22 protein-coding genes are annotated in these 22,957 nt (G+C 63.0%); 7 read left to right on the top strand and 15 right to left on the bottom strand.

The genetic code is table 11. The annotated features are described in order from the left end of the window. Nucleotides 1–71 precede the first annotated feature (71 nt). Nucleotides 72–449 (top strand): hypothetical protein, encoded by a 378-nt coding sequence (locus AC07VU_RS28420; RefSeq protein WP_274306674.1) that lies wholly within the window; start codon nucleotides 72–74, stop codon nucleotides 447–449. A gap of 99 nt (nucleotides 450–548) precedes the next feature. On the opposite strand, the gene AC07VU_RS28415 is transcribed toward AC07VU_RS28420, so the two are convergent. Beyond that, complete coding sequence (locus tag AC07VU_RS28415; RefSeq protein ID WP_274306673.1) at nucleotides 549–848, bottom strand: MafI family immunity protein; 300 nt, start codon at nucleotides 846–848, stop codon at nucleotides 549–551. Between the two features lie 168 nt (nucleotides 849–1,016). On the opposite strand from AC07VU_RS28415, the gene AC07VU_RS28410 reads away from it, so the two are divergent. The 5 genes from AC07VU_RS28410 (at nucleotide 1,017) to AC07VU_RS28390 (ending at nucleotide 7,516) form a co-directional block, all read left to right on the top strand. Further along, nucleotides 1,017–1,232 (top strand): hypothetical protein, encoded by a 216-nt coding sequence (locus AC07VU_RS28410; protein ID WP_274306672.1) that lies wholly within the window; start codon nucleotides 1,017–1,019, stop codon nucleotides 1,230–1,232. 114 nt (nucleotides 1,233–1,346) lie between these two features. After that, a complete protein-coding gene (locus AC07VU_RS28405; RefSeq protein WP_495030898.1) occupies nucleotides 1,347–1,829 on the top strand; it encodes a GNAT family N-acetyltransferase in 483 nt (160 codons plus the stop codon). Between the two features lie 202 nt (nucleotides 1,830–2,031). Beyond that, nucleotides 2,032–3,276, top strand: a complete 1,245-nt coding sequence (locus AC07VU_RS28400) for an exonuclease SbcCD subunit D C-terminal domain-containing protein (RefSeq protein WP_495030897.1) — start codon at nucleotides 2,032–2,034, stop codon at nucleotides 3,274–3,276. Next, nucleotides 3,273–6,914 carry an AAA family ATPase gene (locus AC07VU_RS28395; RefSeq protein ID WP_495030896.1) on the top strand — a complete coding sequence of 1,214 codons (3,642 nt, stop codon included), beginning with the start codon at nucleotides 3,273–3,275 and terminating at the stop codon, nucleotides 6,912–6,914. The genes AC07VU_RS28400 and AC07VU_RS28395 overlap by 4 nt, the downstream gene beginning before the upstream one ends. Further along, nucleotides 6,911–7,516: a glutathione S-transferase gene (locus tag AC07VU_RS28390; protein WP_495030895.1), complete on the top strand. Its 606-nt coding sequence runs from the start codon at nucleotides 6,911–6,913 to the stop codon at nucleotides 7,514–7,516. Before AC07VU_RS28395 ends, AC07VU_RS28390 begins: the two co-directional genes overlap by 4 nt. A 288-nt stretch (nucleotides 7,517–7,804) precedes the next feature. Here the strand turns inward: AC07VU_RS28390 and AC07VU_RS28385 are convergent, their stop codons facing one another. From AC07VU_RS28385 to AC07VU_RS28350, 8 genes are all read right to left on the bottom strand, one after another. After that, on the bottom strand, nucleotides 7,805–8,062 hold the full coding sequence (locus AC07VU_RS28385; protein WP_096374037.1) for a hypothetical protein: 258 nt from the start codon (nucleotides 8,060–8,062) through the stop codon (nucleotides 7,805–7,807). After that, nucleotides 8,059–8,265: a hypothetical protein gene (locus AC07VU_RS28380; RefSeq protein WP_495030894.1), complete on the bottom strand. Its 207-nt coding sequence runs from the start codon at nucleotides 8,263–8,265 to the stop codon at nucleotides 8,059–8,061. The genes AC07VU_RS28385 and AC07VU_RS28380 overlap by 4 nt, the downstream gene beginning before the upstream one ends. 115 nt (nucleotides 8,266–8,380) lie before the next feature. Further along, nucleotides 8,381–8,506 (bottom strand): hypothetical protein, encoded by a 126-nt coding sequence (locus tag AC07VU_RS28375; RefSeq protein ID WP_007923222.1) that lies wholly within the window; start codon nucleotides 8,504–8,506, stop codon nucleotides 8,381–8,383. Nucleotides 8,507–8,718: 212 nt separating this feature from the next. Beyond that, nucleotides 8,719–8,898, bottom strand: coding sequence for a hypothetical protein (locus tag AC07VU_RS28370; RefSeq protein ID WP_007923220.1), 180 nt, complete (start codon nucleotides 8,896–8,898; stop codon nucleotides 8,719–8,721). Nucleotides 8,899–9,065: 167 nt separating this feature from the next. Then, nucleotides 9,066–10,238: a lactonase family protein gene (locus AC07VU_RS28365; protein ID WP_495030893.1), complete on the bottom strand. Its 1,173-nt coding sequence runs from the start codon at nucleotides 10,236–10,238 to the stop codon at nucleotides 9,066–9,068. After that, nucleotides 10,225–10,518 carry a DUF5629 family protein gene (locus AC07VU_RS28360; protein WP_016704661.1) on the bottom strand — a complete coding sequence of 98 codons (294 nt, stop codon included), beginning with the start codon at nucleotides 10,516–10,518 and terminating at the stop codon, nucleotides 10,225–10,227. Before AC07VU_RS28360 ends, AC07VU_RS28365 begins: the two co-directional genes overlap by 14 nt. A 271-nt stretch (nucleotides 10,519–10,789) precedes the next feature. Continuing rightward, a complete protein-coding gene (locus AC07VU_RS28355) occupies nucleotides 10,790–13,165 on the bottom strand; it encodes an efflux RND transporter permease subunit (protein WP_009043611.1) in 2,376 nt (791 codons plus the stop codon). Nucleotides 13,166–13,212: 47 nt separating this feature from the next. Next, a complete protein-coding gene (locus AC07VU_RS28350; RefSeq protein WP_007923215.1) occupies nucleotides 13,213–14,262 on the bottom strand; it encodes a WD40/YVTN/BNR-like repeat-containing protein in 1,050 nt (349 codons plus the stop codon). Nucleotides 14,263–14,657: 395 nt separating this feature from the next. On the opposite strand from AC07VU_RS28350, the gene AC07VU_RS28345 reads away from it, so the two are divergent. Continuing rightward, complete coding sequence (locus AC07VU_RS28345) at nucleotides 14,658–16,292, top strand: SulP family inorganic anion transporter (RefSeq protein WP_457276298.1); 1,635 nt, start codon at nucleotides 14,658–14,660, stop codon at nucleotides 16,290–16,292. Between the two features lie 144 nt (nucleotides 16,293–16,436). Here AC07VU_RS28345 and pepN read toward each other — a convergent pair whose 3' ends face one another. From pepN to AC07VU_RS28315, 6 genes are read right to left on the bottom strand one after another with little or no spacing between them, the layout of a single operon-like run. After that, a complete protein-coding gene (gene pepN / locus AC07VU_RS28340; protein ID WP_495030892.1) occupies nucleotides 16,437–19,094 on the bottom strand; it encodes an aminopeptidase N in 2,658 nt (885 codons plus the stop codon). A gap of 13 nt (nucleotides 19,095–19,107) precedes the next feature. Next, complete coding sequence (locus AC07VU_RS28335) at nucleotides 19,108–19,938, bottom strand: DUF2797 domain-containing protein (protein WP_053260928.1); 831 nt, start codon at nucleotides 19,936–19,938, stop codon at nucleotides 19,108–19,110. Next, complete coding sequence (locus AC07VU_RS28330; protein WP_007920905.1) at nucleotides 19,935–20,195, bottom strand: YeaC family protein; 261 nt, start codon at nucleotides 20,193–20,195, stop codon at nucleotides 19,935–19,937. The genes AC07VU_RS28335 and AC07VU_RS28330 overlap by 4 nt, the downstream gene beginning before the upstream one ends. 15 nt (nucleotides 20,196–20,210) lie before the next feature. Next, the gene (locus AC07VU_RS28325; protein WP_274306663.1) at nucleotides 20,211–21,083 is read right to left on the bottom strand and encodes a rhomboid family intramembrane serine protease; all 873 of its coding nucleotides are present in this window, start codon (nucleotides 21,081–21,083) and stop codon (nucleotides 20,211–20,213) included. Beyond that, nucleotides 21,080–22,057, bottom strand: coding sequence for a metallophosphoesterase (locus AC07VU_RS28320; RefSeq protein WP_495030913.1), 978 nt, complete (start codon nucleotides 22,055–22,057; stop codon nucleotides 21,080–21,082). The genes AC07VU_RS28325 and AC07VU_RS28320 overlap by 4 nt, the downstream gene beginning before the upstream one ends. Continuing rightward, nucleotides 22,054–22,944, bottom strand: coding sequence for an NAD(+) kinase (locus AC07VU_RS28315; RefSeq protein WP_007920913.1), 891 nt, complete (start codon nucleotides 22,942–22,944; stop codon nucleotides 22,054–22,056). The genes AC07VU_RS28320 and AC07VU_RS28315 overlap by 4 nt, the downstream gene beginning before the upstream one ends. Nucleotides 22,945–22,957 lie beyond the last annotated feature (13 nt).

The raw sequence follows: 22,957 nt of genomic DNA, 5'->3' as shown, positions 1-22,957 counted from the left end.
TTTCCCCTTCCTCAGCACGGGCCGAGAGTGAGCTAATCCCCGCTCTCTCCCGTCGAGGCAGGCCACGAATCTTGATCATCACCTCCAGCGCCCGATTTCTGCTTGTCACCCATTTGAAGGGCAGCGCACTCCAGCCAGCCGACCTCCTGCGAGAGCGGCTGAGCTCGATTCTTGACCGAGAGCTGAACGCGAATTGCCAGTTGTTGTTTTGCAATGCCGAGCAAACTGAGTTGGGGTGGCTTATTCAATCGAGCCAGACCTATCGAGAGCTTGATGTCGGGCTATCCCGGCTGGTGCGTTCCGACAGCATGATGCGATGCGTTACCGGATTGCATTTGGAACGTTTTGAACTGTTCGAGCAGTACGAAAAGCGTGGGCTGGGTGCTGCCTGGCGGGAATGCAGGAATCTGATTGAAAAGATGTACCTGCAACTGCTGGCGCGGGTGTGAGCTAGTTTGTGCGTTATCGGGTAAGCCTGACGATAGGCAATCTGAATTTCTCCGGCAGTCTGCGTTCCGCCAGTAGCCGTAGCCAAAGCAACGCTTCAACTATCCGGTGAATGGCATTTCCAAAGTCTTGGCGATTCGAGCCAAGGCCGCTCGACAGTGTTCAGAAATAATGAGGGGTGGTTCCTTAATCATGTAACACAGATGTTCAAACGCTATGCCAGCCTCCCCGTGATCGACATAATCAAGGACTATTTCCCTGCCATTTTCCAGACCTACCTGGGCCAACGCATGATTGTCTGGCACAACGCCAAGTTGTTCGTATTCGCTGAACATCAGCATTGAGACCTCATCAAGCACATCAATGAAGTCTGCTCTCAAGTCATTACTCTGATGACCCATTCAAAGATTCCTATAATCACTGTCCAGTTTCCGATGATGCTGACTCAGGCTCGATTACAGCCCTTCGCAATTGGCTACCCAAAGGCGGACGTTCAACTGAGGGGGCATTGCACAACCATCATGAGCTTTATAGGATCTCGCCAGCGCTCATCATCAATCGAGGTTCACATGGATAGCAGATCGCTGGAAATCGAGAGCGCCGTCTATGAAGAGTTTCTAGACCTGTGGAATCGAGGGTTCTTCAAAGAACAACGTCTAGGCCAAGCTTTCTACAACCATTTCCGCCTGCATCATCTTACCGATCAAACAACCTTATATAGCCTCTATGAGGCCGACGGTGAGAAAGCTTTAGTTGCGATATCCCGTCTTTTCCGAATCAGTTGACTGTAAGGTTCGTGCCGCGTCAGCGCTATGAAGTGACAGCGTCGAAGCCATTCGTTGTGTACTGATTTCAACCCTTAGCGGTAATGGCTTAACACTCAAGGAGAATTGCCCATCATGGATACAGCCATCACGTACCGAACGGCGACCGTAGAGGATGCGCTGACCATTTGTGAGTTGGGACAATTACTCAACGCGATTCATCACGCTGCCCGTCCCGATATTTACACTGCTGCCACCCAGGACTTTTCGCGCGACCTCCCGCACTGGATGAGTTTTTTCGAGAAACCGACCCAGGTTGTTTTCATTGCGAATATCGGCCACCAGGCCGCTGGCTTTATTTCTGCCAGCCTGTCGACAAGCTCCGGTCCACTGATGCAACCGCTGGATTTCGTTCGTATTGGATCGGTGTGTGTAGACGAGCAATTTTGGGGAAAAGGTATTGGTCGAACCCTTGTACGACTCGTTCAAGACTGGGCAATCGAACACAATGCCAAAGATTTAAGGCTGTCGGTGTGGACGTTCAATGCACATGCAACCCGTATGTACACAGAGTTGGGGTTCGAGCCCCAGGCACTCGAGATGGGAATGTCCGTGTAGAGGGCGCTCTCTCTCTTGGTAAAAAAGAATGTTGAGCGAGTGCTAGCAGCCTTTTATGCAGGTTCCAGCCAGACACCGGCAACCTGCGGCTAAACGCAACCGCCATCCAACCAAACCCCACACCCGATTTACCATTAAACTCTCCCCCCTCACGCCGCTCTCCTCTTCCCTGCGGCTCACCTGATTGTTTGCGGAGTTTGCCTTGCGTCTGTTTCACACCTCCGACTGGCACCTGGGGCAGAACCTCCATGGCCAGGAACGCGATTTCGAGCATGCCTGCTTTCTTGAATGGCTGTTGCGCCAGCTGGTGCTGCACAGCCCTGATGTGCTGCTGATTGCCGGCGATATCTTCGACACGGTCAACCCACCGGTCAAAGCCCAGGAGCGGCTGTACGACTTTATTGTCAGCGCCCATGAACAGCAGCCCGGCCTGACCATTGTGATGATCGCCGGCAATCATGACTCGGGTTCGCGCATCGAGTTGCCGGCGCCTTTGATGCGGCGTCTGCGCACCCATGCCCTGGGCCGGGTGTTGTGGCTGGACGATGGGCAGTTGGACAGTGAGCGTCTGTTGCTGCCGTTGCCCGATGCCAGCGGCGCGATTGCCGGTTGGTGCCTGGCGCTGCCGTTCCTGCGGCCGGCGGAAGTCACGGGGCCGCACCTGGGCGACGATTACCTGCGGGGCATCGGCCAGGTGCATGAATGGCTGATCGCCGCGGCCAACGCCAAGCGCCAGCCGGGCCAGGCGCTGGTCGCCATCAGCCACGCGCATATGGCCGGTGGCTCGGTGTCGGAGGACTCCGAGCGCAGCCTGATCATCGGCAACGCCGAGGCCCTGCCCGCCAGTCTGTTCGGCCCGAGCATCAGCTACGTGGCCCTGGGGCATCTGCACAAGCCGCAGAAGGTCAACGGCGAGGAGCGCATCCGCTACAGCGGCTCGCCGATTCCGCTGTCGTTCTCCGAGATCGGCTACCAGCACCAGATCCTCGATATCCAGCTCGACGGCGAGACCCTGGTCAGCGTCGAACCGCGGTTGATCCCGCGCGCGGTCAACCTGCAACGCCTGGGCCCGGCACCGCTGGCGGAGATCCTGCTGCAACTGGCCGAGTTGCCGGACATCGACCTGCTGGCCGAAGAACAGCGCCAGCCCTGGCTGGAAGTGCGGGTGCGCCTGGACGAGCCGCAGCCGGACCTGCGCCAGCAAGTGGAAAGCGCCCTGCAGGGCAAGGCCGTGCGCCTGGTGCGGATTGCCGCCGAATACGCCGGCAATGGCGGCCGCGAGGGCGACGACGGCGCCGCGCAACTGGTGGAGCTGGACCAGCTCAGCCCGCAGGACCTGTTCAGCCGCGCCTGGCTGGACAGCTACGGCAGCGAGGTGGACGAACAGACCCTCAAGGACTTCGCGCAACTGCTCCAGGAAGTGCAGCACGAGGAGGAGCAGCCATGAAGATTCTTGCCATCCGCCTGAAGAACCTGGCCTCCCTGGCCGGCCCCTTTGAAATCGACTTCACCGCCGAGCCCCTGGCCAGCGCCGGGCTGTTCGCCATTACCGGGCCCACCGGCGCCGGCAAGAGCACCCTGCTCGACGCCCTGTGCCTGGCGCTGTTCGGCGCGGTGCCGCGGCTGAACAATATCGGCCGCGAAACCAAGGTGCCGGAGGTCGACAGCGAAATGCTCACCAGCGACCCGCGCACCCTGCTGCGCCGTGGCACCGGCAGCGGCTACGCCGAGGTCGACTTTGTCGGCATCGACGGCCATCGCTACCGCGCCCGCTGGGAAACCAACCGTGCCCGGGACAAGGCCAACGGCAAGCTGCAGGCCAGCAAGCAGAGCCTGCACGACCTGGACAGCAACCAACTGTTGGCCAGCCAGAAGCGCGACTACGAGCAATTGATCGAAGCCAAGCTGGGGCTCAACTTCGAACAGTTTACCCGCGCGGTGATGCTGGCCCAGAGCGAGTTCAGCGCCTTTCTCAAGGCCGACGACAAGGAACGCAGCGAGCTGCTGGAAAAGCTCACCAACACCTCGATCTACAGCCAGCTCGGGCGGCGCGCCTACAGCAAAAGCAAGGACGCCGAGGAACAGCACAAGACCCTCAAGGCCCAGGCCAGCGGCATCACCCCGCTGGAGCCCGAGGCCCGCGCCGAACTGGACCAGCGCTTCGACGCCGCCCAGCAGCAGCTCAAGGCCCAGCAGGCGCAGCTCAAGCAGCTGGAGCTGCAACACGGCTGGCTCAAGGAATTGCAGCAGTTGCAAGACCAGCAGCAGAGCGCCGCCGAGCAACTGCAACAGGCGCAAATGGCCTGGGAAGGCCTGGCCAGCGAGCGGACCCGGCTGACCCGCCTGGAGCAGTTGGCGCCGCAACGCCATCAGTTCGCCCGGCAGGTGGAACTGAACCAGCAACTGACGCCGCTGCGCGAACAGATCCAGCAACAGCGTCAGCAACAAGGCGCAGAGCAACAACGCCAAAGCGAACTGGAGCAACAACTGAGCACGGCCCAGGCCGCGCTGCTCGGCGCCCAGGAACAGCAAAACACCAGCGCGCCGCTGCTGCGCGAGGCCTTTGCCGAGCAAAGCACCCTCGCCCACCTGGGCAAGACCTGCGGTGAAGCCGGCGCACTCAAGGACAAGCTGCAACAGGCCAGCGAGCAAGGCCAGCAGGCGATCCAGGCCATGCTCGAACAGCAGCGCCTGGTGGGCGAACGCTTGCAGCGGATTGCCGAACAGCTGGAACACAGTACTCATCTGGCGCCGCTGAGCGATGCCTGGAACGCCTACCGCGATCGCCTGCAACAGCTGATGCTGGCCGGCAACCGGCTGAACAAGGGCCAGGAAGAACTGCCCGGCCTGCAACAACGGGCCGCCAGCGCCGCGCAGCAACTGGCCGCGCAACGCGATGAACTGCAAGTGCTGTACAGCGAAGCCGGCGCCGAGCCCCACGCGGTGGCCGAACAGTTGCAGATCCTCAGTGACCTGCTGCAGGACAACCGCAAGCAACAGCGCGCCTTCGAAGAACTGGCGCGGCTGTGGGCCAGCCAACAGGAATTGGACAAACGCGGCGCGGAGCTGGCGGACAAACTGCAGGCCGCGGCGCGCCAGCGCGAAGAGCTGAACCGGATCGGCCTGCAGAGCAAGGCGGAACTCACGGTCGCCGAACAGACCCTGACGGTGACCCAGCAACTGCTGGAACGCCAGCGCCTGGCGCGCAGTGCCAGTGTCGAAGAGCTGCGCGAGCAGTTGCAGGACGATCAGCCCTGCCCGGTCTGCGGCAGCCACGAGCATCCCTACCATCAGCCCGAGGCACTGCTGCAGAGCCTGGGGCGCCACGACGAAAGCGAAGAAGCCAACGCGCGCAAGGCGGTGGATGAACTCAAGGAGAAACTCGCCGAGCTGCGCAGCCAGGTCGGCGGCCTGATCGCCCAGCAGAAGGAATTCCTCCAGCAACAGGAACACCTGGCAAGCCAGCAGCAGGCCCTGGCGCCAAGTATCGAAGCCCATCCGTTGTCGGCGGCGCTGCTCGACCAGGATGCCGGCAAGCGCGATGCCTGGCTGAACCAGCAACTGAGCCAGTTGAACCAGAGCATCCAGCAGGACGAACAGCGCCAAGGCGCCCTGCTGAAACTGCAAAAGGACGCCGGGCGCCTGCAACAGCAACTGCAAGCGGCGATCGAAGCCAGCCACGAGGCCACGCATCACCTGACCCAGCAGCAACAGCAGCTGGGCGCGGATCGCCAGCGCCTGGAAGAAGAGCTGTCGGCCTTCGCCACCCTGCTGCCGGCCGATACCCTCGAAGCCCTGCGCAACGACCCGGCCGCAACGTTCATGCAGATCGACCAGCAGGTCATGCAGCGCCTGGAGCAGCTCGACCAGCAGAAGGAAGAAGCGCAAGAGCAGCAACAGCGCCAGCTGGCCCTGGACAAGGAACAGGACCGCCAGCAGACCCGCGCGCAGCAACTGCAAGCCGCCCAGGAGCAGTTCAATACCCTGGCCGAGCAACAGCAAGCAGCCCGCAGCAAGCTCGCACAACTGCTGGGCGAACACAGCAGTGCCGAGCAGTGGCAGCAGCATCTGGAACAGGCCGTGGAACAGGCGCGCGCCGCCGAGGTGCTGGCCAACCAGCAGTTGCAGGAAGTCCGTCGCCTGCTGGTGCAGCTGGGCGCGGAACTGCAAGGCAAGGAGGAACGCCTACTGGCCCTGGAGGCCGAGCAGCAGGCACTGGGCAGCAAGATCGCCGACTGGCGCCAGCAGCACCCGGAGCTGGACGACGGCGCGCTGGAGCAACTGCTCAGCCTCGACGACCAGCAGGTCGCCGCGCTGCGCCAGCAGTTGCAAGAGCGCGAAAAAGCGGTGGAGCAAGCCAAGGTCCTGGTCACCGAACGCGAGCAGCGCCTGCACAGCCATCAGGCCCAGCACGACGGCCAGCTCGACGCCGAACAACTGGCCGGCGCCCTGGGCGAGCTGCACAACCAGCTGGCCGCCAGCGAACAGCTGAGCGCCGAACTGCGCGCCCAGCAGACCGAGGACCAGCGTCGGCAAGACGCCAACCAGGCGCTGGGCGAGCAGATCGCCCAGGCCTACACCGAATGGCAGCGCTGGGCACGACTCAATGCCTTGATCGGTTCGGCCAGCGGCGACACCTTCCGCAAGATCGCCCAGGCCTACAACCTCGATCTGCTGGTGCATCACGCCAACGCGCAACTGCGCCAGCTGGTGCGGCGCTATCGCCTCAAGCGCGGCGGCAGCATGCTCGGCCTGCTGGTGATGGACACGGAAATGGGCGATGAACTGCGCTCGGTGCATTCGCTGTCCGGCGGCGAGACCTTCCTGGTGTCCCTGGCACTGGCCCTGGGCCTGGCGTCCATGGCTTCCAGCACGCTGAAGATCGAGTCGCTGTTTATCGACGAAGGCTTCGGCAGCCTCGATCCGGAATCCCTGCAACTGGCGATGGACGCCCTCGACGGCTTGCAGGCCCAGGGGCGCAAGGTGGCGGTGATTTCCCACGTGCAGGAAATGCACGAGCGGATTCCGGTGCAGATCCAGGTACGGCGCCAGGGCAACGGCCTGAGTACCCTGGAGGTGAAATGAATACGTTGTATTCGTTCCGCCGCTGCCCCTACGCCATGCGTGCGCGCCTCGCGCTGCGCTACAGCGGGGTGCCGCTGGAGATCGTCGAAGTCAGCCTCAAGGCCAAGCCGGCGGCGATGCTGGCGCTGTCGCCCAAGGGCACGGTGCCGGTGCTCAATGTTGACGGCCGGGTGATCGACGAAAGCCTGGATATCATGCGCTGGGCCATGGCCCAGCACGATCCGCAGGATTGGTTACTGAAGGACGATGGGCCGGCGCAGCACCGGATCGACGCGCTGATCGCGGAAAACGACCAGGTGTTCAAGCTGCACCTCAATCGCTACAAATACGCCGAGCGTTATCCCGAGCAGCCGATGGAGCATTACCGCGGCCAGGGAGAAGTATTTCTACGGCAGTTGGATGAACTGTTGAGCCAGCGCGACTACCTGCTGGCGGACCACCCAAGCCTGGCGGACATGGCCCTGGCGCCGTTCGTGCGGCAGTTCGCCCATGTCGATCGCGAATGGTTCACGCAGACGCCTTACCGGCATTTGCAGCGCTGGTTGCAGCGGTTCCTGGAGTCAGAGCTGTTCACCCAGGTGATGGCCAAACCACCCTTGTAGCCGCTGCCGCAGGCTGCGATCGACCGGAACGGGCGCTGCGATCTCTCGGACGCTGGAGGTCCTTCGGACCTATCGCAGCCTGCGGCAGCGGCTACATGGGTTTGCGAATCTCGCTTGAGGCTGGCCGTAACGGGGCTTAAATGCCGCGAAATGCATCTGGCTGGCCCCGACCTGTAGCCGCTGCCGAAGGCTGCGATCGACCGGAACGGGCGTAGCGATCTCCCGACCGCAGGAGGTCCTTCGGACCTATCGCAGCCTGCGGCAGCGGCTACAGGGTTGTTCCTCGGATCAGGCCAGCACACTGCACATCTGCAACGCCGAGCAATCGACGCTGAACGGGCCGAAGAACGCGGCCCTGGGTTTGGCTGGCGGGTTGCCGGCCAGCAGGCCCAGGGCCTTGGCGGTTTCGATGTTGTGGGCGATGTTGTGATTGCATTCGATGGCCCGGGCCAACGAGCCCGCCGAACCCTGCCCGATCCCCAGCAAGGACGCGCCATTGGTCATGAACGCCAGGACGGCAATGACCCAGAACCTGCGTCCTTTCATAGCAGCGCCACTCCCGCATCCGCTGAGTGTTCGGCGGCTTGCGCGCGGTGTTCGAACTGGATGGCCGGGTAAGCGACCTGGATCGGCGGCTGCACTGCCGACGGGGTCTGGGCCGAGAGGCTGACCAGGAGGACCATGGCCAGGTACAGGCCAATGGCGACATAGGCGCCGCGCTTGGCAGAGGTGAGGATCGAGTGGGCCATGGTGGTCTCCGTGGGCATATTTGCGTGCCCACAGAATCCGTTAAAAGCGCCCGCCGCAGAAACAACCTCGGTGCATAGTCACCATCAGTTGGATTGATCGTGAATCCGCGGCCAATCAATCCTCAAGCAGGGTCAGCATGCGCTCGCGGGAGGTTTCCGGCTCGCCCTCGACGGGCTGGGCAGCCGAAAGAATCGGGGTGGAATAAAGGAACAGAAGAACCACTGCCAGACGCATCGCCATGCTGTCGATCCTTGGAAAGGAGGAGTCAATTAATTAGCGTCAAATTTAAACATATGGCGATATGACATTACCAAGCTAATTTGCCTGGCATGAGGGAAAACGTCGCATACAGGTGATGCAGGAGCGACATCACTGCCGGTCCGCTGGATGAACGAGTCCATCCAGGGAAGCCAGTGACTTCGCTCCTGCATACCTGGGCGTTGCGGGGAATTTCAGTGTTGGATCTTGTGATCCAGGGCGGCGTAGAAGTTGGCGCTCTGTTGCAGGTATTTCTGGGTGTAGGTGTTGGTCGCGGATTTTTTCTCGCTGATTTCCACGTTGGCGCTGGCTGGCAGGGCCACGGTAGCGGAGATGGCGGAAGCGGCGATCACGGAGAAGAGATTGAAGTTCATTGGGTAACCCTCGTATGCAGTCGGCTTGTTTGCCCGGAAGCCTTGATGCGCCGGGCCGTGAAGCAAAACTACGCCCGAGGGTTGGCGGGTTGAAATCTTTTCCAGCAGTAGCAGATATCAGCGTCATTAATAGAAAGGCTCAGGCCCCGTCAACCGGGGCCTGTGGCTTATTGACGCACCAGGAACTTGATATCGCTGGGTGAATCGAACGGCAGTTTCTGCACGGTCTTGCCGAGGAAACCGGTCTTGGCGTCGCGCTCGATCACCACGATTTCGTTGCTCTTCTGGTTGCCGATCAGCACGTATTTGTTGCTCGGATCGAGGCTGAACTCACGAGGGTGATCGCCCTCCACCGAACGGCGCTGGATCTCCTTGAGCTGGCCGGTGGCTTCGTCGATGGCGAACACCAGCAACTGATTGGCCGTGCCACGGTTGCTCACGTACAGGTACTTGCCGTCTTTCGAGGCATGCAGCGCGCCCGCCGCCTTCTTGTCCTTGCCGCCACTGGTCAAGTCGAGGATCTGCTTCTGGCTCAGCTTGCCGTCCTGGTAATCGAACATCACCACCTGGGCGCTCATTTCCAGGGTCAGGTAGGCGTGCTTGCCATCGGCGCTGAACAGCAGGTGGCGTGGGCCGCTGCCCGGCGGCAGCTCGACGAACGCCGGCTCGGCCGCGGTCAGGGGGCGCTCGGCGTTGGCCTTGGGGTCGTAGCGGTAGACGAAGATCTTGTCCGCGCCCAGGTCGCTGGCGAACACGAACTGGCCGTCCGGCGACGACACCACCGAATGCACGTGGGCCGCCACCTGGCGCTCGGGGTTGACCCGGCTGCCTGGGTGGCTGCTGAGCTGGACCACTGGCGACAGCTTGCCATCGGTACCAACCGGCAACACCGCGAGGCTGCCGCCTGGATCCGCGACCACCGAATAGTTGCTGACGAACAGGTAGCGGCCATCGCCGCTCAGGCTCGAATGCGTCGGCTCGTTGCCCAGGCTCTGCACCTGGTTGATCGGGTTCAGCTTGCGGCTCTTGGCTTCGATGCCGAAGCTGCTGACCCGGCCGATCGGGTCGGCTTGTCCTGGCCCGTTCTCGTTGACCACGAACAGCTGTTTCTGGTCCTTGGACAGGGTCAGCCAGGACGGGTTGGCGCTCTTGACCACCTGCAGCGGCTTGGCGTCGATCTTGCCGGTGCGGCCGTCGAACTTGAGGCGGTAGATGCCTTCGCTCTGGCCCTGGGTGTAGGAACCGACCAGCAGTTCCTGGGTCTCGACCGGCGCGGCCTGCACGGCCATGGCGCCGACACTGCCAGCCATCAGCAGTGGCCAGAAGTTACGCATCCTCATGTTCATCCTCCTCATCGTTACGGGCACTGAAAGCACTCATGCACACCAGGCGGTGCTCACCGGAATCGCCGACGATGGTCCAGCTCTGCAGGGTATCGTCGAAGGTCGCGGCGTTGACCTGGGCCAGGCTGAAACTCCAGCGCTTGGCCGCGCGGCCGTCCATGCATTCGATCAGCAGCTGTTGGTCGTCAAGGGTGAAGTCGAAGGCATGCAGCCCGTCGATTTCCAGCATGTCGCAGGCTTGGAGGGCAGTCAGCAAAGTGTCTGTAGCGGCAGTCATGGTCGTCAGTCAGCAATGGAAAGCGGCCATGATAGCGGGTCCGGCGCGGCGCGGCTGTAGTGGCATTGCAAAGTTCGCCATCTACTGCCCCCTGTAGCCGCTGCTGCAGGCTGCGCCAGGGCCGAAGGCCCTCCTGGGCCAGGAAGACCGCCGCGACCGTGCCGGTCGATCTCAGCCTCGCGGGCTCGGCAGCGGCTACAGGGACCGGTGAGCCTTGGCGGGCAATAAAAAACCGCGACCTGGGTCGCGGTTTTGCTTGATGCCTCGAAGCTTAGTGGGCGAACAGCGAGTTGCCCTTCTGCCCCGCCAGTTTCTCCGGCTTGATCAGGAACCGCGCCAGCGCCGGCAGCAGCCACAGCGCGCCGAACATGTTCCACAAGAGCATGAAGGTCAGCATCAGGCCCATGTCGGCCTGGAACTTGATGGCCGAGAAGATCCAGGTAGCCACGCCGATGGCCAGGCACAGGCCGGTGAACAGCACCGCCTTGCCGGTGGATTTCAGGGTCTGGTAGTAGGCCTCCTGCAACGGCAGGCCGGCACGCAGGAAGCTTTCCAGGCGGCTGTAGATGTAGATCCCGTAGTCCACGCCGATCCCCACCCCGAGCGCCACCACCGGCAAGGTCGCGACCTTCACGCCGATGCCCATGAACGCCATCAGCGCGTTACCCAGCACCGAAGTCAGCACCAGCGGCAGGACGATGCACAGGGTTGCCGCCCACGAGCGGAAGGTGATCATGCACATCACCGCCACGCAGATGTACACCAGCACCAGGATGGTCAGTTCCGAGCGCTTGATCACTTCGTTGGTGGCCGCCTCGATCCCCGCGTTACCCGCCGCCAGCAGGAACTCCAGGCCCTCCTTGTTGTGCTCCTTGGCGAACTCCTGCACCGCATGCACCGCGCGGTCGAGGGTCTCGGCCTTGTGGTCGTTGAGGAAGATCAGCACCGGCGCCAGCGAGCAATTGTTGTTGTACAGGCCGTCGGCCCGCGCGATGGAGTTGTTCAGCACATCCGGGTTGCGCGACAGGGTTTCCCATTTCAGGTTGCCTTCGTTCATGCCCTTGATCATCTGCTTGGACACGGTCACCAGGGAAATCGCCGACTGCACGCCCTCGGTGTTCTGCATCTTCCACATCAGCTCGTCGATCGGCGCCATGGCTTCGTAGCGCGAGCAGCCTTCGGAGGCCGTCTTGACCATCACCACCAGCACGTCGGAACTGGTGGAGTAGTTGTTGATGATGAAGTTGTTGTCCTTGTTGTAGCGCGAGTCCGGACGCAGTTCCGGCGCGCCCTGGTCGAGGTCGCCGATCTTCAGGTTCTGGCTGTACCAGAGGCCGCCACCGAAGGCCAGCAGGGCCAGGAAGATCGACACCGGGGCGACTTTCGGGCTGGCGAAGTTCGACAGCAGGCGCCAGAACGGATGTTCGCGGGTGGCGTCCTTCTTGCTGCGCTCGATCGCGCGCTTGCTGATGCCGACATAGGAAATCGCCACCGGCAGCAGGATCAGGTTGGTGAACACGATCACCGCCACGCCGATGGACGCGCCGATGGCCAGTTCGCGAATCACCCCGATGTCGATGATCAACAGGGTGATGAAGCCCACGGCGTCGGCAAGGATCGCGATCATCCCCGGCAGGAACAGCTGGCGGAAGGTGCGCCGGGCCGCGGTCAGGGCGTTGTCGGCACCGCTGGATTGCAGGGCGATACCGTTGATTTTCTGCACGCCGTGGGAAATGCCGATGGCGAAGATCAGGAACGGCACCAGCATCGAATAAGGGTCGAGGCCAAAGCCCACGGCGTGCATCAGGCCCAGCTGCCAGACCACCGCCACCAGGGTGGTGATGAGCACGGCAATGGTGCTGCGGATGCACCAGGTGAACCAGTACAGCAGCACCAGGGTGATCAGGAAGGCAACGCCGAAGAACATCACCACCATGATCAGGCCGTCGATCAGGTCGCCGACCTTCTTGGCGAAACCGACGATGTGAATCTTCACATTGGGGTTCTGCGCCTCGAACTTGTCGCGGATCTTTTCCTCAAGCTCGTGGGAGAACTTCTGGTAGTCCAGGGCCAGCAGCTTGCCTTGGTCCTCCGGGTCCGGGTAGGACTCCAGCAGCGGGATGTCGACAATGCTCGACTTGAAGTCGTTGGCCACCAGGCGCCCGACCTGGCCCGACTTGAGCACGTTGTTGCGCAGCAGGTCGAGGCTGTCGGCCGAGCCGTTGTAGCTCTGCGGGATCACTTCGCCGCCGGCGAAGCCTTCCTCCGTCACTTCGGTCCAGCGCACGCTGGGGCTCCACAGCGATTTCAGGCCCGAGCGGTCGACGCCGGAGATGTAGAACACCTCGTCATGGATCTGCCGCAGCGTCTCCATGTACTCCTTGGTGAAGATGTCACCGTCCTTGGCCTCCACCGAAATGCGCACGGTGTTGCCCAGGTTCGCCAGGTCGTTGCGATGCTCCATCATCTTCTCGATGAAGGGATGCTCGAGCGGGATCATTTTTTCGAAGCTGGTGGACGGCTTGATCAGCGTGGCCTGCCAGAACAGGAAAACGCTGACCAGCAGGCAGATGACGATCACTGCCGGGCGGTTGTTGAAAATCAGACGCTCGAGAAACGTCGCCTTGTCGGTTTGATGACTGCTCATGGAAGTGTTCCCGCCTTCTTATTATTGGCCCGGCTTGCTTGCCCTGATTATTTTCCGAGATCGGCGCCATTCGCCGAGGTCGAGCGCACACCGCCCTGCCCCGCCAGAATCAGGTTGCCATTGCCGGCCGCCGTCACCGCTGCCAGGGAGATCCGGTCCGGACGGTTGTAGACGCTGAAGGTCAAGCCGTTGTCGGTGCTGCGCACCACGCTGCCGCCGTTGCCGACGATCACCAGCGAGCCGTCGTCCAGCAGCGTGGCGCCAGACAGGCCGAACTCCAGGCTGCCGCGAGCCGCCTTGAGCTCGACCTGCTCCCAGGTGCTGCCGAAATCGGTGGAGCGATAGAGGTTGCCGCGCAGGCCGTAAGCCAGCAGCGTGGCGGGCTGGGCGGTGCCGATCACGCCGAAGAACGAACCTTCATAAGGGCCTTCGAGGCGTTCCCAGGTCTGCCCCCAGTCGGCGGAGCGGAACATGCTGCCCTGCTCGCCGACGATGAACAGGCCGGAATCCTTCACCGCGGCGATGGCGTTGAGGTGGTACTGGTCTTCGTTGTCCAGGCGGTCGCTGGCGTCTTCCCAGTGCTTGCCGCCGTCGGTGGTGGCCAGCAGCGCGCCGTAGGCACCCACGGCAAAACCGTTGCTGGTGTCCTGGAACCACAGGTCCAGCAGCGGCGCTTCGCGCTTGAGGTCTTCGAATTGCTTGGTCCAGGTCAGGCCGCCGTCTTCGCTGGCGAGCACCTGGGCATCGTGGCCGACGGCCCAGCCGTGCTGAGCGTCGACGAAGTACACCGCGGTCAGCAACTGCCGGGTCGGTACCTTGGCCTGGGTCCAGGTCTGGCCCTGGTCGTCGGAATAGAGAATGTGCCCGCGATCGCCAACGGCGACCAGGCGCGAACCGGCATGCACGACATCGAGCATCAGGCCCTTGCTGGCCTTGGCCGATTCGGTGGAGTAGACAGTGTCCGCCGCGGACGCAGCGGCCTGGACGGGGGCCGGCAACAGGGCGACCCCCAACAGCGAGAGCGCTGTAGCCAGCAACGCAAATCTGCGCAAGGCCGGCGGGCGGCAGGAACTCACACCCATGACAGGCTCACTCATAGACCTTTCCCCCATTTATTATTGTTAGGTCGTTCAACCTTTACAGGGCGCCGTTCGGGGCATGGGATCCAGGACACCGTCCTGAAACCTGCAATCTAGAGCCCCTTCGGAAGCTGACCTATCCTATCGGGCTTTAGAAACGTCTGACAATCGACGCCACGTTATCTTTTGTTAACCACCGCACCCTGCCTGGAACCTGACTGCTCAGTCGATACTGAGGCAACGTACGAAGCGTAGCTGAGGCTGGAACACCAACGCCGCGGACTGCGCCCCTCGATCCCCAAGCATCTGCAGCCGATAGCCGCGCAAAGACTGACTCAGGCCATGGGCTGCGCCTCCCGGCTTTGGCTATGATTGAGCTGCGTGTTCTGCAAGCCGGACTTCAGGAGTGAGCCATGATTGCCATACGCGAGGCGTGGAAAGCCGGATTGCTGGGACGCGCGCACTGGGCCCGCAACCTGGTGTCCGGGGTGATTGTCGGCGTGGTGGCGCTGCCGTTGGCCATGGCCTTCGCCATCGCCTCCGGGGTCAAGCCTGAACAGGGGATTTACACCGCCATCGTCGGCGGCCTGCTGGTGTCGCTGTTCGGCGGCAGCCGCTTGCAGATCGCCGGGCCCACCGGGGCCTTTATCGTGATTCTGGCCGGGGTCACCGCCAAGTACGGGGTCAACGGCCTGCAACTGGCGACCATGATGGCCGGGATCATCCTGTTCCTGCTGGGCATCAGCCGCCTGGGGGCCCTGATCAAGTTCATCCCGGACCCGGTAATACTCGGCTTTACCGCCGGAATCGGGGTGATCATCTGGGTCAGCCAGTGGAAGGACTTCTTCGGCCTGCCCGCCGTCGGCGGCGAGCACTTTCACCAGAAGCTCTGGCACCTGCTGCAGGCTCTGCCCGACCTGCACCTGGCCACCACCCTGCTGGCCCTGCTCAGCCTGGCGCTGTTGTGGGGCGTGCCCAGGGTCGCGCAACTCAAACGCCTGCCCGCGCCCCTGGTCGCCATGACCCTGGCCACGGCCCTGCAGTCACTGTTCCAGTTCGACGGCGTGGCCACCATCGGCAGTGCCTTCGGCGGCATTCCCCAGGGTTTGCCGGCGCTGCAGCTGCCCGAGATCAGCCTGCCCCGGGTGCTGGACCTGATCGGCCCGGCCTTCGCCATCGCCATGCTCGGCGCCATCGAGTCGCTGTTGTCGGCGGTGGTGGCCGACGGTATGGCCGGCACCCGCCACGACTCCAACCAGGAACTGATCGGCCAGGGCATCGCCAACCTGGCCACGCCGCTGTTCGGCGGATTCGCCGCCACCGGCGCGATTGCCCGCACCGCGACCAATATCCGCAACGGCGGCAGCAGCCCGCTGGCGGGCATCGTCCATGCCTTGGTCCTGGTGCTGATCATCCTGTTTCTCGCGCCACTGGCGGCCAATATCCCGCTGTGCGCCCTGGCCGCGATCCTGTTCGTGGTGGCCTACAACATGAGCGAGCTGCACCACTTCAAGCGCATGGTGCAACGGGCGCCCCGGGCGGACGTGGCGATTCTGCTGGCCACCTTTACCCTCACGGTGTTCAGCGACCTGGTGATCGCGGTGAATATCGGGGTGATTCTGGCGATGCTGCATTTCCTGCGGCGCATGGCCTCCTCGGTGGAGGTGCAACAGGTGGTGGAACAGGACCTGCAGCACGAGCTGCACGGCAACGGCCAGCTGCATCTGCCACCGGGCGTGCTGATCTACACCATCGAGGGCCCGCTGTTCTTTGGGGCCGCGGAGACTTTCGAGCGGGCGCTGGCGCAGACCCACAGCGACCCGCGGGTGCTGATCATTCGCCTGAGGCACGTGCCTTTCATGGACATCACGGGCTTGCAGATGCTGGAGGAAGTGATTGGCCAGCTGCATAAACGCGCGATCGTGGTGAAGCTGTGCGAAGCCAACCTCAAGGTCCACACCAAGCTTGAGCGGGTCGGCATCCTGCACGCCATCGGCGCGAAGAACTATCACCCTGACCTGAGCAGCGCCCTGACCACCACCCTGTAGCCGCTGCCGCAGGCTGCGAACGGCCCGCAAGGACGCAAGAGGCTGGACGGGAGATCGTCAGGCAAGCCCCTGCGGAGCTTTTCGCAGCCTCGCAGGCTCGGCAGCGGCTACAGCTGTCGAGCCTACATAGGCCCAAGCCCGGCGTCAGACGAGGCTTTTGCTCACGACCTCAAAGACATCGCTGGACAGCTCGCCGGAAGCACGAATGCGCTCCAGCTCGCCTTTCATCAGCGCCTGGCGGGCGCTGTCGTATTTGCGCCAGCGGGTCAGCGGCGCCAGTTGCCGCGAGGCGATCTGCGGGTTGAAGCCGTTGAGCTGGATCACCAGGTCGGCCAGGAAGCGGTAGCCGGAGCCGTCCGCGGCGTGGAAGTTGATCAGGTTCTGGCCGGCAAAGGCGCCGATCAGGGCACGCACCTTGTTCGGGTTCTTGATGTTGAACGCCGGGTGCTGCATCAGGGCCTTGACCCGCTCCAGCCCGCCCGGCAGCGTGCTGCCGGCCTGGACGCTGAACCACTGGTCCATGACCAGGGCGTTGTCCTTGAAGTGCTCGGCGAACACCGCCAGGGCCTTGGCCTTCTCGGCCTCGAACGGCGAGTTGACCAGCACCGCCAGCGCGGTCAGGCGCTCGGTCATGTTGTCGGCGGCGTCGAACTGTTCGATGGCGGCCGCCAGCACTTGCGGCTTCTCGGTGAGCATCAGGTACGACAGCGCGATGTTTTGCAGGGCGCGGCGAGCGAAGTGCTCGGACTCGGCCACATAAGCGGTGGCCTTGGAGGCCTCGCGATTGGTCTGGTAACGCTTCCACAATGCATCGAACAGGCTATCGGCCAATTGCTGGCGGGCGAACTCGCGCGCCGCGTGAATGGCCTCGACATCCGCCACTTCGCTGATCTCGGTCAGGTAGGCCTCGCCCGGCAGCGAAAGCATTTCCGCGACCATGGCCTGGTCCAGGCTGTCATCGGCCAGCAGCGTGCCCAGCGCGGTGACCAGACGCTGGTCCAGCACCAGCGCCTGGCCCTGCTGATGCTGGGCAATCAGGTCTTGCAGCACCTGCACTGCCAGTTGCTGGCCGGCGTCCCAACGGTTGAAACCGTCGCTGTCATTCTGCATGAGGAACATCAGCTGGTCGCGGTTATACGGGAAGCTCAGCTTCACCGGCGCCGAGAAACCGCGCAGCAAGGACGGCAGTGGCTGTTCGGCGATGTCGACGAAGGTGAAGGTCTGCTCGGCTTCGGTCACCGAGATCACCCGCGAAGTGCCTTGCGCGGCGGCTTCGCCGGCCAGGCGCAGGGCAATCGCCGCGCCCTTGGCGTCCAGCAGGCCCAGCTCGACCGGAATCACGAACGGCAGTTTTTCCACCTTGTCCGGGGTTTGCGGGCAGCTCTGGCGGAAGGTCAGGCTGTAGGTCTTCGCCTTCGCGTCATAGGCCTCGCTGACCGCCAGGCGTGGGGTGCCGGCCTGGCTGTACCAGCGCTTGAACTGGCCCAGGTCGATGCCGTTGGCGTCTTCCATGGCCTTGACGAAATCGTCGCAGGTCACGGCCTGGCCGTCGTGGCGTTCGAAGTACAGGTCGCTGCCCTTGCGGAAGCCTTCGGCGCCCACCAGGGTGCGGATCATGCCGACCACTTCCGAACCCTTCTCGTACACGGTCAGGGTGTAGAAGTTGGAGATCTCGATAAAGCTTTCCGGACGCACGGCGTGGGCCATGGGGCCGGCGTCTTCGGCGAACTGGTGGGTGCGCAGGTAGGCCACGTCCTGGATGCGCTTGACCGTGCGCGAGTTCATGTCCGAGGAGAAGCCGGCATCGCGAAATACCGTGAAGCCTTCCTTGAGCGACAGCTGGAACCAGTCGCGGCAGGTCACGCGGTTGCCCGACCAGTTGTGGAAGTATTCGTGGGCGACGATCGCCTCGACCCGCTGGTGCGCGGCGTCGGTGGCGGTTTCGGCGCGGGCCAGCACGGCGCTGGAGTTGAAGATGTTGAGGCCCTTGTTCTCCATGGCGCCCATGTTGAAGTCGTTGACCGCGACGATCATGAAGATGTCCAGGTCGTACTCACGGCCGTAGGTCTGTTCGTCCCAGCGCATGGACTTCTTCAGGCTGGTCATGGCGTGCTGGCACTTGTCGATGTTTTCCGGCTCGACGTAGATGCGCAGCGCGACTTCGCGCTGGTTCATGGTGGTGAAGCTGTCCTCGACGCACCACAAATCGCCCGCCACCAGGGCGAACAGGTAGGCCGGCTTCATGAACGGGTCTTCCCAGGTCGCCCAGTGCCGGCCGTCTTCGCCCGGCCCGCTGGCGATCGGGTTGCCGTTGGACAACACCACCGGGTAGCTGTGCTGCTCGGCCACCACGGTGGTGGTGAACTTGCTCATCACATCCGGGCGGTCGAGGTAGTAGGTGATCTTGCGAAAGCCTTCGGCCTCGCACTGGGTGCAGAACATGCCGCCGGACTTGTACAGGCCTTCCAGGGCGGTGTTGCTTTCCGGGTGGATCTTGACGCTGGTGTCGACGGTGAAGGATTCACTGGTCGGCTGCAGGGTCAGGTGGTTGGCGCTCAGCTGGTAATCCGCGGCCGTCAGCTCGCGATCGCCCAGGGACACCGACAGCAGCTCCAGCTGCTGGCCGTCGAGCACCAGCGGCGGCAGGCCGGCGCCATGCGCCGGGTTACGGCGCATCACCAGTTGCGCATGGACCAGGCTGTGGTCCTCGAACAACTCGAAGGTCAGGTGCGTTTCGTCGATCAGGTACTCGGGCGCCTGATAGTCCTTCAGGTAAATCATCTTCGGTTGTTCGGTGCGCATGCGGCGAATCCTTCTACTGATGCACGGCGAGCTGGTAGGCCGTGTATTTACGAATGTTGATCACGCCGGTATCGAAGATCAGGTATTGGCCCTTGATCCCCAGCAGCGTGCCTTCGGCAATCGGGTTCTTGTCCAGGTTGAAGCTGACGATCTTGGCCGGGTACTGCTTGACCGGGTAGCGGATCTCGATCGGCTCGACATCGCTGACCGGTTGGATCGCCTGCAGGCCGAAGCGTTCCTGCAAGGCGCGCAGGCCCTCGGCGCAGGAAGCGAACAGCTGGTCGCGCACTTGCGCCAGGTCTACCGCCTCGGCGTCGCCCTTGAGCAAGGCGCGCCAGTTGGTCTTGTCGGCCACCTGGCTGCGGAACAGGTCCTCGACGAAACCGGACTGCTGGCGGGTCGCCACGCGCATGATCGGCAGCGCCTGGCTGGCGCCCTGGTCGAGCCAGCGGGTCGGCAGCTGGGTGGCGCGGGTGATGCCGACCTTGATCCCCGACGAGTTGGCCAGGTACACCACGTGGTCGGTCATGCAGAACCGCTCGCCCCAGGACGGCTCGCGGCAGGTGCCAGCGTCGTAGTGGCAGCGTTCCGGGCTCATGATGCAGATATCGCACTGGGCCAGCTTGGTCATGCACGGGTAGCAGTAACCCTGGCTGAAGCTGGTCTTGGTCTTGCGCCCGCAATGGGTGCAGTGGATCGCCCCCAGGTATTCCAGGCGCACGGTGCTGCCGATCAATGGGTTGACCGGCACCTCGGTGTCGCCAAGGCGAAAGGCATACTGCACGTCCGCCCCGTCCAGGCGCGCCGACATTTTACTGATGGAGCCACGGCCGATCTCGATCAATGGATGGCATCCGACTTGAACAGGATGTTCGGCACTTCGATCGACTTCGACGCACATTCTTGCGGGCCCATGTAACCGGTGCGCTGCTCTTCGGGCAGGTTCTGCATTTCCCAGGCGATCATCGCCTGCAGGGACAGCTCGCGCTGCTCGGCGGTGAGCTTGCGGCCATCGGACCATTTGCCGATCTCTACCGCCAGTTTCAGGCTCTGGTAGATGTCCGGGGTGATGTTTTCAATCATTTCAACAAACGACGACATAAGCGGTCTCCAGCGTTAGAGGGCCAGTTTACGGCGACTGTACAAGCCGCCCAACAAACCTGTGAGGCATCCGACGAGCAACCCACCGACGTGGGCGGCGTTGGCGATTTCACCGAAGCCGATCACCGAGATCAGCCCCGACATACAGATCAGCAACCACACCAGCATCATCGCCAGGACTCCGCGAGGCAGGCGATAGGCCGGGTTGGGCGACAGCAACTGATAGATCCAGCAATGCCCGAGCAGGCCGTACAGCACGCCGGACAAGCCACCGAACAGGCTCGGCCCGCTGAACAGGTATTGCGCGTAGTTCGACACCAGGCTGAACAGCAGCGTCAGGCCCAGCAGGTTGATGCTGCCCTGGCGCTGTTCGATGCGCCGCCCCAGCTCCCAGTACCACATGCCATTCATGGCGATGTGCAGGAAGCCGAAGTGGATCAGCATCGGCGTGACCAGGCGCCACCACTGCCCCGCCGCCAGGCTGTCGGCCAGGGGCGTGAACTGGATGTAGTCGCCGACCACGCGAAATTCCAGGAAGGTCAGCCAGCGCAGGGTGCCGAGGTTTTCGCCGAGCAGGGTCAGGGCTCCGACAATCAGGCTCAGCAGCAGGATCAGCGCGGTGGCCGGGCTACGGTGCAATTGCTCGACGAACCCCGGACGACGCATGGCGGCACCGGCCTCGGGGATGTCCAGTTGCTGCTCGGGGTCGCCCGCCGGAAACCGCTCGTACAACGAACGCACATCCTCGCTGATGGCGTCCGGCACCCAGAGCACCTGCTCCCCCGCTTCCTCGCTGACCCGGTGCGGTACCTGCATGCGTTGCAACAGTTTGACGAAGCCACTCAGGTCCACATTCAACGGCAGACGCAATACTGCAACAGCACTCATGGCAAGGACTCCTCCGGCCGCTCGACATAGACCCAGACGAATTTATCCGGGTCCAGGCGGGTTTCCTGGTCCAGGCGGTAAGCCACCAGCTTGCCGTAGAGCACCGCGCTGTAATCCAGGCAGGCCAGGTTCGAGCGAATCGGCGCCGGTTTGCCGCTGCGCCAGTAATGACCGACGAACAGCAGCGGCTCATCGACGCCGTAGCGCAGCAGGTTGTTTTTCTCCGCCGAGGACAGCGGCGTGCGGGCCACCGGCTCGGGCAGCGCATCGGGCTGGAACACGATGTCGCCGTAGGTCTGCGGGTCGTCTTCCCAGAACTTGGTGCGGAAGAACGAACGGGTCAGGCCATCGCCGCTGGTCATGGTCAAGCCATGGGGCAGGCGCATGTCGGTGCCGCGCAGCAGGCGGTCGAACACGTTATTGGCGAAGCTGCCGGGGATCGCCGAGGCCTGGAGGAAGTGCTCGTCGATGCAGCCATCGGGGTATTGCGCCCGCAGCGGCTCGATCAGGCCGGCGTCCCAACAGGCATGCACCACGCGAAAACGCCCGGCGTCGACGAACAGCGGCATCTTGTAGAACCAGGCGAGGAAATCGTGCCAGTCGTTGGGGTAATGCTCGAATTGCGCCAGGGTCTCGTTGATCAGGCGGGCATGGCGCGGCGTGTGTTCGCGCACGAACTGCCTGCCGCCGCCGGGCGCTGCCGGGGTGACCCAGCCCAGGGCGTTGAACTCATGGTTACCCATGACGCACAGCGCCTGGCCGGCCTCGACCATGTCGTGGACGATGTGCAAGGCTTCGCGGATCCGTGGGCCGCGATCGATGATGTCGCCGAGGAACACCGCCATGCGCGACGAATGCCGCCAGACGCCGCCCTGCTTGCGATAACCGAGCTTGTCCAGCAAGTGCTCAAGGGTCAGGGCGCAACCGTGCACGTCACCGATCAGGTCGTAGCTACGCGCGGGATCGAGCATCAGTCGCCTCCACCACCCAGTCGACTGCCCCAGCCGAGCTTGGTCCGGCAGACCTCGTAATAATTGTGGTCCAGCGGGTGGATCAGGCGCAGTTTCTGGGCCTTCTTGCTGACGGTGATGGTGTCACCGGGGGCACAGGTGAAATGGTTCTGCCCGTCGCAGGAAACCTGCGGGTAGATCTGCATATCCTTGGACACGACGATTTTCAGCTCGCTGTTGCCATCGACCACAATCGGCCTTCCCGACAAGGTATGGGGGTACATCGGCACAATCACAATGGCGTCGAGCTTGGGATGCATGATCGGCCCGCCGGCGGACAAGGCGTAGGCGGTGGAGCCGGTCGGCGTGGCGACGATCAGGCCGTCGGCCTTCTGGCTGCAGACGAACTGGCCGTCGATGTAGATCTCGAACTCGATCATCCGCGTCGACTTGCCCGGGTGCAGCACCACATCGTTGAGCGCATCGCCCTGGCCGATGGCTTCGGCGTGGCGCCGTACTTCGGCCTGCAGCAGGAAGCGGTTTTCCACCAGGTAGTGGCCGTCGAGGACTTCGGCGACCTTGACCTCCAGCTCGTCCGGACGAATGTCGGTGAGGAAGCCCAGGCTGCCGCGGTTGATCCCCAGCACCGGGATGTTGTGGCGCGCCAGGGCACGGGCCGCGCCCAGCAGGCTGCCGTCGCCGCCGACCACGATCACCATGTCGCAGACTTCGCCCAGCAGCTTGCGCGAGGAGGTCTGCAGGCCGTGGCCGGGCAGGACTTCGGCGATGGTGTCTTCGAGGATCACATGCAGGTGGCGGGCGAGCAGAAACTTTTTCAGTCGGCGAACTGTGTCCAGCACCTGCGAACTGCCCAGGCGACCGATAATGCCGATATTGCGAAATTGCTCCATGGGGCTCCTGCAG

This window comes from Pseudomonas sp. GW821-FHT02B10 (assembly GCF_059421865.1).
This window is presented reverse-complemented; position numbering and strand designations above follow the sequence as displayed.

Excerpts from the sequence above, each read along its gene's own strand:
- AC07VU_RS28390 (WP_495030895.1), top strand. The coding sequence starts at position 6,911 with ATGAATACGTTGTATTCGTTCCGCCGCTGCCCCTACGCCATGCGTGCG.
- AC07VU_RS28380 (WP_495030894.1), bottom strand. The coding sequence starts at position 8,265 with ATGGCCCACTCGATCCTCACCTCTGCCAAGCGCGGCGCCTATGTCGCC.
- AC07VU_RS28325 (WP_274306663.1), bottom strand. The coding sequence starts at position 21,083 with ATGAGTGCTGTTGCAGTATTGCGTCTGCCGTTGAATGTGGACCTGAGT.
- AC07VU_RS28405 (WP_495030898.1), top strand. The coding sequence starts at position 1,347 with ATGGATACAGCCATCACGTACCGAACGGCGACCGTAGAGGATGCGCTG.
- AC07VU_RS28350 (WP_007923215.1), bottom strand. The coding sequence starts at position 14,262 with ATGAGTGAGCCTGTCATGGGTGTGAGTTCCTGCCGCCCGCCGGCCTTG.
- AC07VU_RS28385 (WP_096374037.1), bottom strand. The coding sequence starts at position 8,062 with ATGAAAGGACGCAGGTTCTGGGTCATTGCCGTCCTGGCGTTCATGACC.
- pepN (WP_495030892.1), bottom strand. The coding sequence starts at position 19,094 with ATGCGCACCGAACAACCGAAGATGATTTACCTGAAGGACTATCAGGCG.
- AC07VU_RS28365 (WP_495030893.1), bottom strand. The coding sequence starts at position 10,238 with ATGAGGATGCGTAACTTCTGGCCACTGCTGATGGCTGGCAGTGTCGGC.
- AC07VU_RS28410 (WP_274306672.1), top strand. The coding sequence starts at position 1,017 with ATGGATAGCAGATCGCTGGAAATCGAGAGCGCCGTCTATGAAGAGTTT.
- AC07VU_RS28315 (WP_007920913.1), bottom strand. The coding sequence starts at position 22,944 with ATGGAGCAATTTCGCAATATCGGCATTATCGGTCGCCTGGGCAGTTCG.
- AC07VU_RS28395 (WP_495030896.1), top strand. The coding sequence starts at position 3,273 with ATGAAGATTCTTGCCATCCGCCTGAAGAACCTGGCCTCCCTGGCCGGC.
- AC07VU_RS28370 (WP_007923220.1), bottom strand. The coding sequence starts at position 8,898 with ATGAACTTCAATCTCTTCTCCGTGATCGCCGCTTCCGCCATCTCCGCT.
- AC07VU_RS28375 (WP_007923222.1), bottom strand. The coding sequence starts at position 8,506 with ATGGCGATGCGTCTGGCAGTGGTTCTTCTGTTCCTTTATTCCACCCCG.
- AC07VU_RS28360 (WP_016704661.1), bottom strand. The coding sequence starts at position 10,518 with ATGACTGCCGCTACAGACACTTTGCTGACTGCCCTCCAAGCCTGCGAC.
- AC07VU_RS28330 (WP_007920905.1), bottom strand. The coding sequence starts at position 20,195 with ATGTCGTCGTTTGTTGAAATGATTGAAAACATCACCCCGGACATCTAC.
- AC07VU_RS28345 (WP_457276298.1), top strand. The coding sequence starts at position 14,658 with ATGATTGCCATACGCGAGGCGTGGAAAGCCGGATTGCTGGGACGCGCG.
- AC07VU_RS28355 (WP_009043611.1), bottom strand. The coding sequence starts at position 13,165 with ATGAGCAGTCATCAAACCGACAAGGCGACGTTTCTCGAGCGTCTGATT.
- AC07VU_RS28415 (WP_274306673.1), bottom strand. The coding sequence starts at position 848 with ATGGGTCATCAGAGTAATGACTTGAGAGCAGACTTCATTGATGTGCTT.